The 15,808-nt window shown below is 73.1% G+C and carries 13 protein-coding genes; 1 reads left to right on the forward strand and 12 read right to left on the reverse strand.

Translation table 11 applies throughout. The features are described from left to right. Positions 1-81: 81 nt before the first annotated feature. The 11 genes from ACFVX4_RS16160 to ACFVX4_RS16210 all read right to left on the reverse strand — a co-directional run bounded on the left by ACFVX4_RS16160 (position 82) and on the right by ACFVX4_RS16210 (position 12,282). Positions 82-759, reverse strand: a complete 678-nt coding sequence (locus ACFVX4_RS16160) for a response regulator transcription factor (RefSeq protein WP_266417374.1) — start codon at positions 757-759, stop codon at positions 82-84. Continuing rightward, positions 756-2,078: a sensor histidine kinase gene (locus ACFVX4_RS16165; RefSeq protein WP_389977052.1), complete on the reverse strand. Its 1,323-nt coding sequence runs from the start codon at positions 2,076-2,078 to the stop codon at positions 756-758. The genes ACFVX4_RS16160 and ACFVX4_RS16165 overlap by 4 nt, the downstream gene beginning before the upstream one ends. 142 nt (positions 2,079-2,220) lie before the next feature. Next, on the reverse strand, positions 2,221-3,096 hold the full coding sequence (locus ACFVX4_RS16170; protein ID WP_389976968.1) for an alpha/beta hydrolase family protein: 876 nt from the start codon (positions 3,094-3,096) through the stop codon (positions 2,221-2,223). A gap of 99 nt (positions 3,097-3,195) precedes the next feature. Then, positions 3,196-3,822, reverse strand: coding sequence for an SUKH-4 family immunity protein (locus ACFVX4_RS16175; RefSeq protein ID WP_389976971.1), 627 nt, complete (start codon positions 3,820-3,822; stop codon positions 3,196-3,198). A 125-nt stretch (positions 3,823-3,947) separates the two neighbouring features. After that, positions 3,948-5,156 (reverse strand): kynureninase, encoded by a 1,209-nt coding sequence (kynU, locus tag ACFVX4_RS16180; RefSeq protein WP_389976973.1) that lies wholly within the window; start codon positions 5,154-5,156, stop codon positions 3,948-3,950. Next, entirely contained in the window at positions 5,149-5,997 is an 849-nt protein-coding gene (locus tag ACFVX4_RS16185; protein WP_389976976.1) for a tryptophan 2,3-dioxygenase family protein, read from the reverse strand. Before ACFVX4_RS16185 ends, kynU begins: the two co-directional genes overlap by 8 nt. A 181-nt stretch (positions 5,998-6,178) precedes the next feature. After that, positions 6,179-6,592, reverse strand: a complete 414-nt coding sequence (locus ACFVX4_RS16190) for a DUF3151 domain-containing protein (protein ID WP_389976979.1) — start codon at positions 6,590-6,592, stop codon at positions 6,179-6,181. A 70-nt stretch (positions 6,593-6,662) separates the two neighbouring features. Further along, positions 6,663-8,189 (reverse strand): MFS transporter, encoded by a 1,527-nt coding sequence (locus ACFVX4_RS16195; protein WP_389976982.1) that lies wholly within the window; start codon positions 8,187-8,189, stop codon positions 6,663-6,665. 63 nt (positions 8,190-8,252) lie between these two features. Next, positions 8,253-9,056 (reverse strand): ankyrin repeat domain-containing protein, encoded by an 804-nt coding sequence (locus tag ACFVX4_RS16200; RefSeq protein WP_389976985.1) that lies wholly within the window; start codon positions 9,054-9,056, stop codon positions 8,253-8,255. 11 nt (positions 9,057-9,067) lie between these two features. Beyond that, positions 9,068-10,243 (reverse strand): MalY/PatB family protein, encoded by a 1,176-nt coding sequence (locus ACFVX4_RS16205; protein WP_389976988.1) that lies wholly within the window; start codon positions 10,241-10,243, stop codon positions 9,068-9,070. A 131-nt stretch (positions 10,244-10,374) separates the two neighbouring features. Next, positions 10,375-12,282 (reverse strand): BTAD domain-containing putative transcriptional regulator, encoded by a 1,908-nt coding sequence (locus ACFVX4_RS16210; RefSeq protein ID WP_389976991.1) that lies wholly within the window; start codon positions 12,280-12,282, stop codon positions 10,375-10,377. 208 nt (positions 12,283-12,490) lie between these two features. Here ACFVX4_RS16210 and ACFVX4_RS16215 point away from each other — a divergent pair, with 208 nt between their 5' ends. Beyond that, entirely contained in the window at positions 12,491-12,775 is a 285-nt protein-coding gene (locus ACFVX4_RS16215) for a hypothetical protein (protein WP_389976994.1), read from the forward strand. Positions 12,776-12,787: 12 nt separating this feature from the next. Here ACFVX4_RS16215 and ACFVX4_RS16220 read toward each other — a convergent pair whose 3' ends face one another. Continuing rightward, a complete protein-coding gene (locus tag ACFVX4_RS16220; RefSeq protein WP_389976997.1) occupies positions 12,788-15,775 on the reverse strand; it encodes a BTAD domain-containing putative transcriptional regulator in 2,988 nt (995 codons plus the stop codon). Between the last annotated feature and the right edge of the window lie 33 nt (positions 15,776-15,808).

Raw genomic sequence — 15,808 nt, forward strand, 5'->3', positions numbered from 1 at the left:
GCTAACCGCACCCCACCGCCGCCGACCACCCACCCCGCGCGCAAGCGCACGCTTGCGCGCGGAACCGTCGCCCCGGGCACCTCAGGACGGTGTGACCAGCCGGGCCTCGTACGCGAAGACGGCCGCCTGGGTGCGGTCCCGCAGTCCCAGCTTCACCAGGATGCGGCTCACATGCGTCTTGATGGTGGACTCCGCGACCACCAGATGCGAGGCGATCTCGGCGTTGGACCGGCCCTGCGCGATGAGGACGAGCACCTCCGTCTCGCGCTCGGTGAGGTCGCCGATCCGGGCGAGGGCGGGCGAGCGCGGGGACTCCGCGAGCTTCGAGAACTCGTTGATCAGCCGCTTGGTGACGGTCGGGGCGAGCAGCGCCTCACCGGCGGCCACCACCCGTACCCCGTCGGCGAGCTGGCGCGCGGAGGCGTCCTTGAGGAGGAAGCCGGACGCCCCGGCCCGCAGCGCCTGGTAGACGTACTCGTCGAGGTCGAAGGTGGTCAGCACCAGTACCTTGGCGTCCGCGTCGGCGGCGACGATCTCGCGCGTGGCCTCGATGCCGTTGAGTTCGGGCATCCGGATGTCCATCAGGACCACGTCGGGGCGCAGGGCCGCGACCTGCGCGATGGCCTGCCGTCCGTCGACCGCCTCGCCGACGACCTCGATCCCCGGCATGGCGTTGAGCAGCACCGAGAAGCCCTCGCGGACCATCATCTGGTCGTCCACGATCAGCACCCGGATGGGCGGGGTGGTGGGGGTGCTCATGCTCGGTCCGCCTGTTCCGCCCGCTCCGTCTTCCCGAACCCGACCGGCCCGGCCCCGCGTGTCCCGTCCTGCTCCTGGGACTCGGGATCGGCCTGCACGGGGATGAACGCGGCGATCTCGTATCCGCCCTCGCCCGTAGCCTCGGCCGTCATGTCGCCGTTCAGCATCGTGACCCGTTCCCGCATCCCCGTGATCCCGTGACCGGCCCCCGGCGAGGGCTTCACCGGACCGGTGGGCGGCCCGTTGACGACCCGCAGACCGAGCCCGCCCAGCACATAGCCGATCTCCACCTTGGCGGATGCGCCCGGTGCGTGCCGCAGCGTGTTGCTGAGGGCTTCCTGGATGATCCGGTACGCGGACAGCTCGACCCCCTGCGGCAGCTCACGCACCGCACCGGTGATCGTCTTCTCCGTCTCCAGGCCCGCCTCGCGCACATTGGCGAGGAGCCCGTCGAGCTGGGCGAGGGTGGGCTGCGGGGCGTCCGGCGCCTGGTAGTCCTCGGCCCGTACGACACCGAGGACCCGGCGCAGTTCGGTGAGGGCGGCGACGGCGTTCTCCCGGATCGTGACGAAGGCCTGCTCCAGCTCGGGCGGCGGATTCTCCACCCGGTACGGGGCGGCCTCGGCCTGGATCGCGACGACCGACATGTGGTGGGCGACCACGTCGTGCAGTTCACGGGCGATGGTGGTGCGCTCCTCCAGCAGTGTGCGCCGGTCGCGTTCGACGGCGGTCACGGTGCGCTGCACGGTCACCTCGCGCTCCGCGTCACGGCGGATCTGCACCATGGCCACCACGAGCAGGGCGAACGCGGAGGTCAGCGCCATGCTCACGGTGGTGGTCCCGGAGCGCCAGACGGCGTTCTCCATGAACGTGCCGAGCAGTACGGTCAGGCCCCACATCCAGGCGGCGGTGCGCGGCCCGGTCCTGACCGCGACGACGACCAGCACGACCAGGTGCGCGAAGAACGTGCTCGGCCCCCACGGCCACCCGTTGCCGCCGAGCACCGCGGTCACCGGGGTCGACGCGAGCGACATCCAGAACGCCCCGACCGGTCTGACCAGTGTCATCACGACGCAGACGGCCGGGAGCGCCGCGATCACCTCGGCGGGCGGAAAGCTCGTCCGGGAGGCCCCCGTCAGGAAGACGACGAGCGCGGCCAGCACCACCATCGCGTGCGGCGCCCAGGTGGCACGCGCCCGCACCCGCTTCGGCAGCCGACGGATCACCGGCCCGTCGATCCGCAGCCGCGGCATCGGGCGGTAGGCGAACGCATCGTGGAAGAGGGCCTGCCGGAGGCCGCCTATCGCACCCGCGGCCATCCGGTACTCCGGACTTCTGCTCTTGGTCTCGGTCACGCTTCCACGGTAGAGGGCGGGCCGGGGCCCGGTCGTCAGCAGTGATACGGATCCTGTGCCGTCCGTCGCAAGTACTACGGACTCCTCCGCACCGCCGTCCCCGCCCTCACCAGGCCAGCTGTGCGAGCTCCTCCGCCACCACCGCGCACGCGTCCGCCGCCGGGTCGATCAGCGGGTAGTGGCCGACATCGGGCAGCAGGGTCAGCCCCACCGTCTCGCCCGCCTTCGCCGCCGCGTCGACGAACGCCTCCGCGACCGCCTGCGGCACATCGAAGTCGGTGGTGCCCTGCACCACGGTGGTGGCGATGCCGGTGGGCAGCAGCACGGCCGGGTCGGCGTGCGGCGCCCGCTCCCCGAAGTCCTCCTCGCGGCCGAGGAATTGACCGACCGCCCCGGAGCACACGTCCAGCCCGACGGCGGTGGCGAAGTCGGCGATCGGCGCGAGGGCGACGACGCCCCGCAGCTGCGGCGGCGCGGGCAGCCGCCACGGCGAGCCCTCGGGCAGTACATGCCGGGCGGCGGCCCACAGGGCCAGCTGCCCGCCCGCGGAGTGCCCGGTGACGACGATCCGCCGGGCATCGGCCTGAGGGAGTTCCCGGGCCAGCAGCGCCGGCAGCGCGTCCATCGCCGCGGCGACATCGTCGAAGGTCTCCGGCCAACGGCCCGCCACCGGACCGGCCCCCCGCTGCTGCGGGATCTCGCTGCCGCGTCGGTACTCGACGCTGGCGACGGCGAATCCGCGCCGGGCCAGGAAGTCCGCGAACGGCGACACATGCTGCCGGTCGTACGGCGCCCGCCATGCCCCGCCGTGCAGGACGACCACGACCGGCGCCCCGGTCCGCCCGTCGCGCGGGGCGTAGAAGTCGATCAGCTGGTCGGGGTGGCTGCCGTAGGCGGCGGATGCGTCGGGCGCGACCGGTGGATGCGAGAGGGCCGACTCGGTCTCGGCTGCGTCCCGATCACGCGCGGCAGAATCCGACATGCTGCTCCAACCGTCCTGTAGCTGTGCCCAACTGGCCTGACCTGCGGGGACGGTACCAGTACGGAAGGCTCCCGTCCCCCGGCGGCGGACCGCCCGGTCTCACTCCCGCTCCAGCCGGTAGTAGTACGCCCCGTACAGACCGCCCTGGAGATCACCGAAGAAGTAGGTCCAGGGGCTGTCCTCGGAGAAGACCGCGGGATCGGCGCCGTCGAACTCGGCCCGCACCCCGTCGGCGAACCGGGCGAGTTCGGCGTAGGGCGCACGCTGGTCGCCGCCCGTGCACTCGCGCGCCACCCGGAGCTTTCGCCGGTGCAGCAGGCCGAGCAGGTGCCGCAGCGAGGAGAGATCCGCGTGCACCAGGCGGAAATCTCCCGGACAGAGTGCGATCTCGTCCGGGAAGGCGTGCACGGTGCCGTCACCGAGGTGCAGGAAGAGGTACCAGCCCTGGACCGCCCCGAAGAGCAGCAGCTCGCCGAACTCCCGCTCCACGACCCCCACTTCGTCGCCGAGGTGCACCAGCGTGGACCGTTCCACGGCGCAGTCCTCGGCCGCGAGGGGCGGGGCCATCCGGAACGGGCCCTGCGGGAAGCCCTGTTCGCACAGTACGCGCAGGTCGTCCGGCCGTCGCACCACGCCGGACAGGACCGTGCGCGAGGCCCGCACCCAGCCGGGCGGCGGCACGGTGGGGACGGGGCCGCCCTCGTCGCGGCCGATGTCGAAAATCATGTGGTGTACCCCCGTCGTCCGCTGCCGTCGCACCACATCCTGGCCGCGCCCGCGGCGGGTCCGGGCGCCGACAGCGCCCTGACCCGCCCGGAGCTCCCGGCCCGCCGACGGTTTTTCGAGAGGCCCTACGCCAGCACCTCGGCCAGCGCCCGCGCCGCCCGTTCCACGTCCGCGAAACCGACGTACAGCGGCGTGAATCCGAACCGCAGCACGTCCGGCCGGCGCAGGTCCCCGACGACGCGCCGCGCGATGAGCGCGCTCATCACCGGCTCCGCGTCCTCGCAGCGCAGCGCGACCTGGCTGCCGCGTTCCGCGTGCGCGGCCGGGGTCACCGAGGTGACCCGGCCCTCGGGCACGTACCCGGCGACGCACTCCAGGAAGAAGTCCGTCAGCGCCAGGGACTTGGCCCGTACCGCCTCGACCGACACCCCGTCCCACACGTCGAGCGAGGCTTCGAGCGCCAGCATGGAGAGGATGTCGGGGGTGCCGACCCGGCCCCGTACGGCGCCGTCGGCCGGGGCGTACGCGGGGGTCATGCCGAACGGGTCGGCGTGCGACGTCCACCCCGGCAGCGGTGAGTCGAAGGCCGCCTGGTGGCGTTCGGCGACGTAGATGTAGGCGGGCGAACCGGGGCCGCCGTTCAGGTACTTGTACGTGCAGCCGACCGCCAGGTCCACGCCGTGCGCGTCGAGGCCGACGGGCAGGGCGCCCGCGCTGTGGCACAGGTCCCAGATCGCGACGGCGCCCGCCGCGTGCACGGCGGCGGTGAGTCCGGGCAGGTCGTGGAGCCTGCCGGTGCGGTAGTCGACATGGTTGAGCAGGACGGCCGCGGTACGGGGGCCCAGCGCGCCGGGCACCTCGGCGGGGGCGACCGGGACGAGCCGGTGACCGGTCATCCGGGCCGCGGACTCGGCGATGTACCCGTCCGTGGGGAAGGTCGTCGCGTCGACGAGGATCTCGTCTCGCCCCTCCGGCGCCAGCCGGGTGGCCGCGACGACGGCCTTGAAGACGTTCACGCTGGTCGAGTCACCGACGACGATCTGCCCGGCGGAGGCCCCGACGAGCGGGGCGATCCGGTCACCGATCCGTTCCGGCGCGGTCCACCAGCCGCTCTCGCCCCAGGACCGGATGCGCAGCTCGCCCCACTCGCGGGTGAGGACCTCGTGCACCCGGGCGGGCACGTGTCGCGGCAGCGCGCCGAGCGAGTTGCCGTCGAGGTACACCCCGTCGTCGAGGGCGAACAGCTTCCGCAGATCGGCGAGTTGATCGGCGGCATCGAGTGCCGCGGCCCGCGCGGCGAGGGTCCCGGACATGGCGGCGAAGGTCTCAGACATGGCTGCGCGCCGTCCACAGCTCGGGGAAGACGTTCTTCGTGGCCCGCTTCTCCAGCCAGGCGACCCCGGCGGAGCCGCCGGTCCCGGTCTTCGAACCCATCGCGCGCCGGGTGGCGACGAGATGGTCGTTGCGCCAGCGCCACACCAGTTCGCCGACGTCGGTGAGCGCCTCGCCGAGCCGGACCAGCTCGTCGTGGCGCTCGGGGTCGGCGTAGATCTCCGCCCAGACCGCCTCGACCTCGGAGGACGGCTCGTACTTCTGCGCCAGGTCCCGGCCGAGCACGGCCTGCGGCACGGCGAACCCGCGCCGGGCGAGCAGGGCGAGCGTCTCGTCGTACAGACTCGGCTCGCCGAGCGCCTTCTCCAGCTCGGCGTGGACGCGGGGCGCGCCCCGGTGCGGCACGAGCATGGACGCGGACTTGTCGCCCAGCAGGAACTCCATCCGCCGGTACATCGCCGACTGGAATCCGGAGCCCTCGCCGAGGGCGGAGCGGTAGGAGTTGAACTGGGCAGGGGTGAGCTGGGCGAGCGGGGTCCAGGAGGCGTTGAGCGCCTCCAGCTCCCGCACCGAGCGCTTGAGCGCGTCGCGTGCGACGGTCAGCCGGTCCTCGCGCAGGGCGTGCGCGGCGGTCTCCCACTCGTGGACGATGACGGTGAACCACAGCTCCATGACCTGGGTGGTGACCAGGAAGACCATCTCGCCCGGATCGTCGGAGCGAGGGTGCTGGAGATGGGTCAGGACATCCGCCTGGACGTAGTCCTCGTACGGAGTCGTTCCCGCGAAGTCGAGGTGCGGGGTCTGCGCACCGGTGGCTTCGGGGTCGGGGTGGATCGTCGACATTGCTGTCTCCTCGACACAAGCTTCCGGGTAGCGGTCCGCCCCTTCCGTGAGGTGATGGAGCTCCGGTCCCCTGCCGGCATCCTAGACGGACGTCCCAGGAGTGCGCAGACCCCGCGGACGTACCACCTGTCCGCGGGGTCCGGCGGAAAGCTCTAGGGCCTCTCGATCCAAACGAAAGACCCTAGCCGAGGGTCTCGGCGGCGGTCGGCGAGGACTCGCGCAGGAACGTCGAGCAGCGCTCGTACTCCTCCTGCTCACCGATCGACCGGGCGGCCCGCGCCAGGGCGTGCAGGGCGCGCAGGAAGCCGCGGTTCGGCTCGTGCTCGAACGGTACGGGGCCGTGGCCCTTCCAGCCGGCCCTGCGCAGTGCGTCGAGGCCGCGGTGGTAGCCGGTGCGGGCGTAGGCGTACGACTCGATGACGCGGCCGCCGTCGAACGCCTCGTCGGCGAGCTGTGCCCAGGCCAGGGAGGAGGTCGGGTACTTCGCGGCGACATCGGCGGGGGCCGTGCCGTTCGCGAGCAGCTCGCGCGGCTCCGGGTCGTCGGGCAGGTGGGTCGGGGAAGGGCCCCCGAGCAGGTTCTCGTGGATCGACATGGGTTCAAGTGTGCCTGGCACATGCGTGCCGGGGGTACCCGGGCGCCGGGCCGGCGGCCAGCTCGGGCGGTCAGCTCGCGCCCGGGTTCTCCTCCTTCTCGTGCACGGGCTCCAGGGGCGGGGCGGCGATACCGCAGTGCACCGTGCACTCGGGCCGCGCCTGCTCCTCCTCGTCGGCCGCGACCGGGGGTCTGCGTACCGTCGCCCAGGCGATCACCGCCCCCAGCACGAGCAGCCCGGCGCACATCGGCATGGCCCGGCGGAAGGTCACCGCGAACTCGTCGGGGTTCCGGTAGGCCTCCGGGCCCATTCCGGCGAGCAGCGGCAGCGCGGCCACCGCGATCAGCCCCGCGGCGCGGGCGGCCGCGTTGTTGATCCCGCTGGCGAGACCGGCCCGTGCGGTGTCCACGGAGGCCAGGACGGTCGCGGTGAGCGGGGCGACCATGGTGACGAGTCCGACGCCGAGGACGGCGACCGCGGGAAGCACATCGGTGAGGTAGCCGGAGACGGAGTTCGATCCGGGCCCGACCCGCAGCATCAGCAGCATTCCCGCGGCGGCGACCAGCGGGCCGGCGGTGAGCGGGATACGGGGCCCGATGCGCTGCCCCAGTTCGCCCGAGGCGGCCGAGAAGAGCAGCATCAGGACCGTCGTCGGCAGCAGCGCCGTGCCCGCGCCGAGCGCCGAGTACCCGGCCACCACCTGGAGCTGGATCGCGGCGAGGAAGAAGTAGCCGCCGAGCGCCGCGTACACGCAGAGGGTGATGATGTTGACGACGGTGAACTGCCGGGACGCGAAGACCGAGGGTGGCAGCATCGGTTCCGCCCGGGTGCGCTCCACCCGTACGAAGACCGCCCCGAGCAGGACCCCGCCGACGGCCGCCCCGATCACCACGCCGGACGCCCCCTGCCCCGGCGCCTCGATCAGCGCGTAGGTCACCAGGGCGAGGGCGAGGGCCCCGAGCATGGCACCCAGCACGTCGAAGCGCCCGTGTGCGTGCGGGTCGCGCGACTCCGGTACGTGGCGCAGCGCCACCGGCACGCAGACCACGGCGAGCGGCACGTTGAGCAGGAACACCCACCGCCAGCCCGGCCCGTCGACGAGCCATCCGCCGACGAACGGCCCGACCGCGGCCCCGACTCCGCCGAGCCCCGACCACAGCCCGACCGCGCGGGCCCGGTCGTCGGGGTGGAAGCTCGCCTGGATCAGGGCCAGCGAACCGGGCGTGAGGAGCGCCCCGCCGATGCCCTGGAGGGCGCGGGCGGCGATCAGGACGGCGGCGTTCGGTGCCAGGCCGCACAGCACGGAGGCGGCGGCGAACCAGACGACGCCGACGACGAAGACCCGCCGCCGCCCGTACCGGTCGCCCAGGGCGCCGCCGAGGAGGATCAGCCCGGCGAGGGTCAGCATGTAGGCGTTGACGGTCCACTGGAGGGCGGCCAGGTCGGTGCCGAGGTCCTTGCCGATCCGGGGCAGGGCGACGTTGATGACGGTGGAGTCCAGCATGGCCATGCTGGAGCCGAGGACGGTGGTGAGGACGACCCAGCGTCCGGTGGCGGAGGCGACGCGGATGGCTCCCGTCTCGGCTGCGTCAGGCATACGAGCAGCATCCCCGCTCCGTGCCGGGAAGGCCATCGGGCGGGGGGCGCCCGGCCGACGAAGTCAGCCCGTCAGATCGACGGAGGGGCGGCTGTCGCCCGCACCGTTCCAGTCCACGGGGAAGCCGGCTCCGCGGAACGCCCGGACGACGAGTTCACCGGCGTGTTCCATCTTCCGGGTGCTGCCGTCCGGTGCGCCCCAGAACGCCAGGAGGAGGTGTCCCGTCTTCCGGGCGCGTGCGGCGTCCTGGCGCGTGTAGTAGCAGAACCCGACGAGGCCGTCCGGGCCGCGGCCCCGTTCCCCGGCGGCCTCGGAACAGTCGTCGAAGCCGTCGGACTGGGTGGTTCCGGCGTCGGCGAGGGCGACGAACCCCGCCGCGTCCAGCCCTGCCAGCACCGCACCGATCCGCTTCTTCGCCGCGCGCCATTCCGCCCGCGACAGCTTCCGCTCCGGCGCGGACCCCGGCTCGTCCGGTGCCGGCGGCCCGACTCCGGCGGCGGCCGCCAGGAGCGCGGCGACCTCCGGGGCCCAGGCGTTGACGGTGACGTGGTTGCCATGGCCGTCGGTGATGTCGGGGTCCGCCCCGCGGGCGATCAGCAGCTCGACGGCTTCGGGCGACTGCGAGAACTCGGCGGCGAGGTAGAGGGCGGTGCGCCCGTCACCGCCCGGATGCTCCACGGGCGCTCCGGCGTCCAGCAGCGCGGCGAGGACGGAGGCCGCACGGGCCGGGTCCGCCTCCGCCCCCGTCGCGGCCCGGTGCAGGAGGCTCCACCCCTGCTCATCGACCGCGGCGACATCGAATCCGGAGTCCAGGGCGGCCCGCACCGCGGCGAGGTCGCCGTCGTGCGCGGCTTCGAACACATCCATGGCGGCAGACCCTACGACGCCCGCGCCGTCACCGCGCGTACGCCCCGGATCAGCGCATCCACCCCGGCCTCCGCCTTGGAGCGCGGGCACCCCACGTTCAGCCGCACGAAGCCCTCCGCCCCGTACACACCGCCCGGCATCACCGCGACCTTCTCCTGCTCGACCAGCACCCGCTGCAAGGCCTCGTCGTCGTCGACGCCCGCGGGCCGCAGATCGATCCAGGCCAGGTAGCCGGCCTGCGGCGGCTGCCACCCCAGCTCCGGGAACGCCTCGTTCAGCCGCTGCGCGACCAGCGCCAGATTTCCGGCGACATACCCCCGGAGCGCGTCCAGCCACGCCTCCGACTCCCGGTACGCGGCGATGTGCGCGGTCAGCGACAGCACCGCCGGGGAGGCGAGTCCCTCGGCCGTCTCCATCCGGCGCAGGAACTCCGCCCGGTCGGCCGGATCGCCGATCAGCCCGTACGAACCGGTCAGCGCCGGGAAGTTGAACGCCTTCGACGCGGAGGTGACCAGCGCCCAGCGCCCGTCGCCCGCGACCCGGGTCCACGGCACATGCGCATGCCCCTCGTGCACGAAGTCCGCGTGTATCTCGTCGCTGATCACCGCGACCCCGTACCGCGCGGCGAGCGACGCCATCTCGCCCAGCTCGGTCTCCGTCCACACCCGGCCCGTCGGATTGTGCGGCGAGCACAGGACCAGGACCTTGCTGTCGGGGCGGGCGAGCTCGCGTTCCAGCGCGGCCCGGTCCCCCACCGGCACACCCCGCAGCTCACGCCCGAGCCCGGTGATCGCCTTGCGGAAACCGTCGTAGGTGGGGGTGTGGACGACCACGCCCTCGCCCTGCGACGTCCACATCTGCAGCAGTTGCGAGAGCTGGCTGAGCACGGAGGGCCCGTACACCAGCTGCCCGGTGTCCACCTCCGTGCCGTGCCGGGTCGCGTACCAGTGGGCTATCGCCGAGCGGAAGTCGTCCTGCCGCCAGTCCGTGTAGCCGAACACCCCGTGGTCGAGACGGGAGCGCAGTGCGCTCAGCACCTGCGGGGCGGTCTCGAAGTCCATGTCGGAAATGGTGAACGGCAGCAGCCCGTCCACCCCGAACCGGTCCGCCACCCCGTCCCACTGGACGCACCAGGTGCCCCGGCGGTCGACGACGGTGTCGAAGTCATAGCGCGCAGTGGAACTCACAGCTGCCCCTCATATCTCTCGCGGACATGCCGTGGGGGAGGGAAGCCCCAAGATAAAAAAGCCACCGCAAAAACCCCCCCCCCCCCCCCGAGCCGGGGAAAGCACGAACGAGCAGACAGGAAGAAGAGATCTCATGCCGCGGCGAGCGTGGGCTCGGGCACGGGCACGGACGCGGGGTACTGCTCCTTTGCGAACAGCCCCACCAGTGGCATGAAGCGGTAACGCAGCCGTGCGTCACCGGCGACGCTCCAGGCCTCCAGCAGCCGTGCGTCGGCCAGTCGTTCCAGCAACTCCTCCGCCTCGTCCGGTTCGGTGCCCAGCAGCGCCGCCGCGTCACCGGCCGTCAGCGCGGACAGACCGGTCCGCGCCAGGAGGCCGAACGCGGGCCTGGTACGCCGGTCCAGCAGCGACAGGGCCACGCTCAGCCCGGTCCGTACGTCGAGGCTGCCGATCCGCAGTTCGCCCAGCCGGCGCCCCTCCGGGGCGAGCCGGTCGGCCAGTCGCGTAGCCGGCCAGTGCGGGTGGGCCGCCAGCCGGGCTGCCGCGATGCGCAGGGCGAGCGGCAGCCGGTCGCAGAACTCGGCGATACGGGCGGCCGCTTCGGGGGCTTCGGCAAGTCGTCCCGGGCCGACGACGGCGGCCAGCAGGGCGCTCGCCTCGGCGGGTTCCATGGGGCCCAGCCGGACCAGCCGGGTGCCTTCGAGCGAGGCCAGGGGGGAGCCGACTCCGGTGACGACGGTGCGGCTCCCCCCGCCGCCGCCCGGCAGCAGCGGGCGCACCTGGGTGTCGTCGGAGGCATTGTCGAGCACGATCAGCATCCGTCGCCGGGCCAGCAGGGTCCGGTAGAGCTGGACCCGCTCGTCCGGTGTCGCAGGAAGCTGTTCCGGTACGACGCCGAGGGCGCGCAGGAACCAGCCGAGTACCTCTCCGGGCGCGCGGGGGCCGCCGTCGGCGGTACGCAGATCGGCGTAGAGCTGCCCCTCGGGGAAGCCGGTCCGGCAGTGTTCGGCGGCCCGCAGTGCCAGGGCCGACTTCCCGGTGCCGGGCGCCCCGGTGACCACGACGTCCTGGTGGTCGCGCAGTGCGCCGAGTACCTCCCGGGTCTCGGCGGCACGGCCGGTGAAGTCGCCGGGCGCGGCAGGCAGCATCGCGGGGACGAGACCCTGCCAGCCACCGCTGCCGGTCTCCGCGCCCTGCCGGGAGGGCGTCCCGGCCGTCGGCGGTGCGGCACACGGCTGGGGCGGCGCGGCTGCCGGCGACGGGCGCCCGGCCGATGTCGTTCGGTCCCGCTCCGGCGCCTGCGCGGACGCCAGCGTCCCGGTGAGGATCTCCTGGTGGACGGTGCGCAGGGCCGGGCCCGGGTCGATGCCGAGGTCCTCGGCGAGGGCCCGGCGGCCCTCCTCGTACACGGCGAGCGCATCGGCCTGGCGGCCGCAGCGGAACAGTGCCGTCATCAGCTGGCCGCGCAGCCGCTCGCGGACCGGATGCAGCGTCACCTGCCGGGTCAGCCCCGGGACCATGTCGGCGTGGCGGCCCAGAGCGAGTGCGGCCTCGGTGTGGTTCTCCAGCGCCGAGAGCCGGGCCTCTTCCATACGGGGGGCCTCGGCCTCGGCGAGGTACTCGGTGACATCGGTGAGAGCCGGGCCCCGCCAGAGCGCGAGGGCATCGTCGAGAAGGCGCTCGGCATCGGCGTACCGCCCTGCCCGCAGAGCGGCTCGGCCCGTGTCGGCGAGCCCGCGGAAGATGTCCCAGTCGAACCGGGCGTCGCCGATGTCCATGCGGTATCCGGGGCCGTGGCGCTCCAGTCCGAGGCCGGCGCCCAGGCGGGTGCGCAGCCGCGATACGTAGGTGTAGAGCTGGTTGGTGCTGGTGGCCGGCGGGTCCCAGCCCCACAGCAGGGCGGTCAGCCGCTCGTCGGGCATGACCTTGCCGTGGGCGAGCAGCAGGGCCGCGAGCGCGGTGCGCTGCTTGCTGCCGTCCAGTGCGACCGCGCGGCCGTCGAGCTCGGCCGACACGGGTCCGAGGATCTTGAGGTCCATGCGGCTCTCCCCCGTTCAGCAGCCCCGTTCCGATCGCCGGGCCGTCTGCGGAAGAAACTACTGAGCTGGGCTTTCCCCTCGACCTCGGTTCGATTTCGTGGCCGCGAAAGCGATTCGAAAGAGTCTCAAAAAGGGGTCTCCGTAACGTTCATGGCACACCGCGGGGCAAGGGCCCGCAGCGCCGCCGCATTCGTCACAGGAGGACATCATGAAGCTCGTCACCCCCTCGGCCAAGGCCCTCCCGGCGGGCCGCATCGCGGCCGGAGCGGTCCTCCTCCTCGCGGTGGCCGGCACGATGGGCGCCTCGAACGCGATGGGGTCGGCCGCGCGGTGGTCCGGCACGAACGCCGCCGCGAGCACGGTGGCGGACGACCCCTGGACGAGCGCCCCGTCGGGGAAGGCCGACGATCCCTGGACCGTCGTCCGTACCGCGAAGGCGGACGACCCCTGGACCGTCGCCCCCGCGGCGATGAGGGACGACCCGTGGACCTGAGCCCCGGGCCCCTCAGGGCCGTACGAGCGCGAACAAGCGGTCCGAGTCCAATTCCCCGCCGTCGCCGAGCACCGCCAGCAGCCGGGCGGACCGGTCCTGCCAGCCCGGCGCTCCGACCTCGGCGAAGAGATCCTCCGCCGCCTTGAAGCTGCCGGCAGCCCCGGCCCGGTCCGCGTGCAGAGCCTGCACGCACCCGAGGACGATCCCGGCCCGCCCCTCCAGAAAGCGGTCGGGCACCTTGGCCGAGGTCAGCAGCGCATCCCGCAGAACCGCCTCGGCCTCCTCGGTCCTGCCCCGGCACCACAGGGCCTCGCCCAGCGTGCGCAACGTATGCGCCTCACCCCGGCGGTCACCGCTGCCGCGGACCAGCTCCAGCGCGCGTCGGCAGGCTTCCTCCGCCCGCTCCCCGTCCCCCTGATGGATCAGTGCCTCGGCCAGCCGGACGGTGTTCTGCGCCTCGCCCCGTTCGGTCCCCAGACCACGGCTTCGGGCGACCGCCTCGGAGGACAGCCGCAGGCTCGCCTGCGGGTCGCCCCGCTCCAGTTCGACCTGCGCCAGGAGCCCGAGCACATGGGCCTCGGCGTAGTGGTCACCGACCGCGCGGAAGATCTCCAGCGAGCGGTGTCCCATCTCCCTGGCACGGTCCATGTCTCCGCGATGGCGTTCGCACAGCGCCAGGTTCCGGAGGACCAGGGCGCGTCCCTGGTCCTGGCCCTGCTCCTCGAACAGCCGCAGGGCCAGGCTGAGGCGTCGATGGGCGGAGTCGTAGTCCCACTCGACGATCTCCAGGGTGCCGAGCGAATGCAGCATCGCCGCCTCGCCCAGCGCGTCCCCGGTCCGGGCGGCGGCCTCCAGCGCCCGGTCGCCGCAGTCCCGCCAGTCCTCCAGGTAGTTGCGGTTCTGGAAGAGCGTCACGCTGGTCATCGCCAGATCCCAGGCGTAGGCGGACTCGTCGTCCCGGGCGGCCTGCTCCACCAGCCCGGTGATCGAGGAGCGTTCGGTCTCGAACCACTCCATCGGGTCCTCCAGCAGACTCTCCACCAGATGGCCGGGGAGCGGGTGGAGCGGCGCGGGACCGTGGATGACGGTGTAGTCGCCGCCGTAGACCCGCCGATGGGCCTCTCCGGCCAGCGCGAGCCAGGCGGCACAGGCGCGCCGGGTGGCGGACCGCAGTTCCACCTCGCTGTCCTCGGCCCCTGCGCACTCGCGCGCGAACAGCCTCAGCAGGTCCTGGAACCGGTAGCGGACATGGCCGGTGGTGGCGCTGAGCGGTTCGAGCAGCTGGGCGTCGACGAGCTGCTCGATCAGGTCCTCGGCGTCGACGGGGTCGATGTCGAGGAGCGCGGCCCCGGCCCAGGCGGAGAAGTCGGGGACGTTGAGGACACCGAGCCGCCGGAACATCCGTGCGGCATCGGCCGGGAGATCCCGGTAGCTGAGCCGCAGTCCGGCCCGGACTCCGCGCTCGTCCAGGCTGAGCTCGTCGAGCCTGCGGTGCTGGTCCTCCAGCCGGGCCACCAGGGTCCGTACGGACCAGTGGGGTTTGGCGGCGAGCCGCGCGGCCGCGATCCGCAGGGCCAGCGGAAGCCGGTCGCAGAGCGCGCTGAGCCGGGCGGCACCGACCGGGTCGGCGCCGAAGCGTTCGTCGCCGGCGACCCGGGAGAGCAGGGCGATCGACTCGTCCTGTTCCAGCGAGCCGAGGTGCAGCGGCACGAAGGCGTAGTCACCGGCGAGTGCGCCGCCCATCGTGTCGCGGCTGGTGACCAGGACGCAGCAGCGTCCGGTGCCCGGCAGCAGGGGGCGTATCTGCTGGAAGGAGCGGGCGTTGTCGAGGACGACGAGAACCCGGCGGCCGCCCAGGACACTGCGGAAGAGGGCTGTGCGCTCGTTCTGGTCCGCGGGGATCTGTGGTCCGGGTACGCCCAGGGCGCGCAGGAATCGGTCGAGTACGGCTCCGGGCCTGCGGGGCGCCTCCGCCTCGTCGTAGCCGCGCATGTCCGCGAAGAGCTGGCCGTCCGGGAACCGGGCGACGACCTGGTGGGCCCAGTGCACGGCGAGGGCCGTCTTGCCGACGCCACCGGTGCCCGTGATGGACCCGACCGGGAGCGCGCCGCCGTCGAGATGGTCGAGGAGCCGGTCCAGCGAGGCGAGTTCGGGATGACGTCCGGTGAACGAGGCGGCGCTGGGCGGGAGATGGGCGGGCACGGTGGTCTGGGGTGCGAGGCCGACGGCCTCTGCGGGCAGGCCGAGTTCCGGGGAGTCGGCGAGGATCTCCTCGTGCAGCTCCTGCAGCGCCGGGCCGGGGTCGATGCCGAGCTCCTCGGCGAGCAGCCGCTGGGCGTCGCGGTAGGTCTCCAGGGCTTCGGCGCGGCGGCCCGAACGGTACTGGGCGAGCATCAGATGCCCGGTGGCCTGCTCCCGGAGCGGGTGTTCGCGGACGAACGCGCTCAGCTCGCCGGTCATTTCGCGGTGCTGGCCGAGTTCCAGGCGGAGCCCGGCGTACTCCTCGTACACATCGAGGCGCATCCCGGTCAGCTGGGCCGCCTCGGACTCGACGCGCTCGGCGGAGATGCCTTCGAGTGCGGGGCCGCGCCACATGGCGAGGGCCTCCTCGAAGTGGGCGCACGCCTCCTCGGACCGGCCGCGGCGGGCGGCCTCCCGTCCCTTGGCGGCACGGTCCTCGAACTCGACGGCGTCGATGCGGTGTTCGCCGGCGAAGAGCATGTAGCCGGGGTGGCTGGTGACCAGGATGTCCTCGACGCCGACCGCGGTCTTGATGGTCTTGCGCAGGGCCGAGACGCAGATGGCGATCTGGTTGCGGGCGGTGGCGGGCGGGTTGCCGTGCCAGACGGCGTCGGCGAGCGTGTCCACCGATACCACCCGGTTGGGGGCGAGGAGCAGCATCGACATGATCGTGCGCTGACGGGCGCCCTGGAGAACGACGGGCCGCCCGTCGGCGCTGATGTCCAACGGCCCCAGGATCCGGAACACCACCTGAAGCACGAGCTGCCTCCTGATTTCGGCCGCAGCCGTACC

The sequence above is a fragment of the Streptomyces sp. NPDC058240 genome (assembly GCF_042882135.1).
GTDB lineage: Bacteria > Actinomycetota > Actinomycetes > Streptomycetales > Streptomycetaceae > Streptomyces.

Excerpts from the sequence above, each read along its gene's own strand:
- ACFVX4_RS16165 (WP_389977052.1), bottom strand. The coding sequence starts at position 2,078 with ATGGCCGCGGGTGCGATAGGCGGCCTCCGGCAGGCCCTCTTCCACGAT.
- kynU (WP_389976973.1), bottom strand. The coding sequence starts at position 5,156 with ATGTCTGAGACCTTCGCCGCCATGTCCGGGACCCTCGCCGCGCGGGCC.
- ACFVX4_RS16200 (WP_389976985.1), bottom strand. The coding sequence starts at position 9,056 with ATGGATGTGTTCGAAGCCGCGCACGACGGCGACCTCGCCGCGGTGCGG.
- ACFVX4_RS16175 (WP_389976971.1), bottom strand. The coding sequence starts at position 3,822 with ATGATTTTCGACATCGGCCGCGACGAGGGCGGCCCCGTCCCCACCGTG.
- ACFVX4_RS16160 (WP_266417374.1), bottom strand. The coding sequence starts at position 759 with ATGAGCACCCCCACCACCCCGCCCATCCGGGTGCTGATCGTGGACGAC.
- ACFVX4_RS16215 (WP_389976994.1), top strand. The coding sequence starts at position 12,491 with ATGAAGCTCGTCACCCCCTCGGCCAAGGCCCTCCCGGCGGGCCGCATC.
- ACFVX4_RS16185 (WP_389976976.1), bottom strand. The coding sequence starts at position 5,997 with ATGTCGACGATCCACCCCGACCCCGAAGCCACCGGTGCGCAGACCCCG.
- ACFVX4_RS16210 (WP_389976991.1), bottom strand. The coding sequence starts at position 12,282 with ATGGACCTCAAGATCCTCGGACCCGTGTCGGCCGAGCTCGACGGCCGC.
- ACFVX4_RS16190 (WP_389976979.1), bottom strand. The coding sequence starts at position 6,592 with ATGTCGATCCACGAGAACCTGCTCGGGGGCCCTTCCCCGACCCACCTG.
- ACFVX4_RS16195 (WP_389976982.1), bottom strand. The coding sequence starts at position 8,189 with ATGCCTGACGCAGCCGAGACGGGAGCCATCCGCGTCGCCTCCGCCACC.
- ACFVX4_RS16170 (WP_389976968.1), bottom strand. The coding sequence starts at position 3,096 with ATGTCGGATTCTGCCGCGCGTGATCGGGACGCAGCCGAGACCGAGTCG.